Annotated in this window: 1 rRNA gene; it reads right to left on the bottom strand. The window is 55.9% G+C overall.

Annotated elements, in window-relative coordinates:
- Window position 1 precedes the first annotated feature (1 nt).
- Window positions 2–1,610: ribosomal RNA gene (locus AF333_RS31020) — 23S ribosomal RNA — on the bottom strand; the annotation flags it as partial.

Here is a 1,610-nt window from a genome sequence, read left to right as displayed (position 1 = left end):
TTTGGTTAAGCCCTCGACCGATTAGTATTCGTCAGCTCCGCGTGTTGCCACGCTTCCACCCCGAACCTATCTACCTCATCATCTTTAAGGGGTCTTACCAGCTTATGCTGTGGGAAATCTCATCTTGAGGGGGGCTTCACGCTTAGATGCTTTCAGCGCTTATCCCGACCGCACATAGCTACCCAGCTGTGCTCCTGGCGGAACAACTGGTGCACCAGCGGTGCGTCCATCCCGGTCCTCTCGTACTAAGGACAGCTCCTCTCAAATTTCCTGCGCCCACGACAGATAGGGACCGAACTGTCTCACGACGTTCTGAACCCAGCTCGCGTACCGCTTTAATGGGCGAACAGCCCAACCCTTGGAACCTACTTCAGCTCCAGGATGCGATGAGCCGACATCGAGGTGCCAAACCTCCCCGTCGATGTGGACTCTTGGGGGAGATAAGCCTGTTATCCCCAGGGTAGCTTTTATCCGTTGAGCGATGGCCCTTCCATGCGGAACCACCGGATCACTAAGCCCGACTTTCGTCCCTGCTCGACTTGTAGGTCTCGCAGTCAAGCTCCCTTGTGCCTTTACACTCTGCGAATGATTTCCAACCATTCTGAGGGAACCTTTGGGCGCCTCCGTTACCTTTTAGGAGGCGACCGCCCCAGTCAAACTGCCCGCCTGACACGGTCCTTCATCCCGGTGAGGGATGCAAGTGAGAAGGCCAGCATTGTCAGGGTGGTATCCCAAGGACGCCTCCACCGAACCTGACGGTCCGGCTTCAACGGCTCCCACCTATCCTGTACAAACAATACCAGCATTCAATATCAGGCTGCAGTAAAGCTCCATGGGGTCTTTCCGTCTTGTCGCGGGTAACCTGCATCTTCACAGGTAGTATGATTTCACCGAGTCTCTTGCCGAGACAGTGCCCAAGTCGTTACGCCTTTCGTGCGGGTCGGAACTTACCCGACAAGGAATTTCGCTACCTTAGGACCGTTATAGTTACGGCCGCCGTTTACTGGGGCTTCGGTTCAAAGCTTCGCACCGAAGGTGCTAACCTTTCCCCTTAACCTTCCAGCACCGGGCAGGCGTCAGCCCCTATACTTCGCCTTGCGGCTTCGCAGAGACCTGTGTTTTTGCTAAACAGTCGCTTGGGCCTTTTCACTGCGGCCCCCTCGCGCTTTGACACGCTACCGGGGCACCCCTTCTCCCGAAGTTACGGGGTCATTTTGCCGAGTTCCTTAGCAAGAGTTTTCTCGCGCGCCTTAGGATTCTCTCCTCGCCTACCTGTGTCGGTTTGCGGTACGGGTACCTCACTCCTCGCTAGAGGCTTTTCTTGGCAGTGTGAGATCAGGGACTTCGCTACTACAATTTCGCTCGCCATCACAGCCTGGCGTTACAGTGTACGGATTTGCCTATACACACGCCTCACTGCTTGGACAGACATATCCAACAGTCTGCTCACCCTACCCTCCTGCGTCCCCCCGTTGCTCAAACGGAGTGGAGGTAGTACAGGAATTTCCACCTGTTGTCCATCGCCTACGCTTTTCAGCCTCGGCTTAGGTCCCGACTAACCCTGGGAGGACGAGCCTTCCCCAGGAACCCTTAGGCTTTCGGCGGAGAGG

Source organism: Aneurinibacillus migulanus (genome assembly GCF_001274715.1).
Taxonomy (GTDB): Bacteria; Bacillota; Bacilli; order Aneurinibacillales; family Aneurinibacillaceae; genus Aneurinibacillus; species Aneurinibacillus migulanus.
The sequence above is the reverse complement of the archived record's forward strand: the minus strand, read 5'-3'. Positions and strand labels throughout refer to the sequence as shown.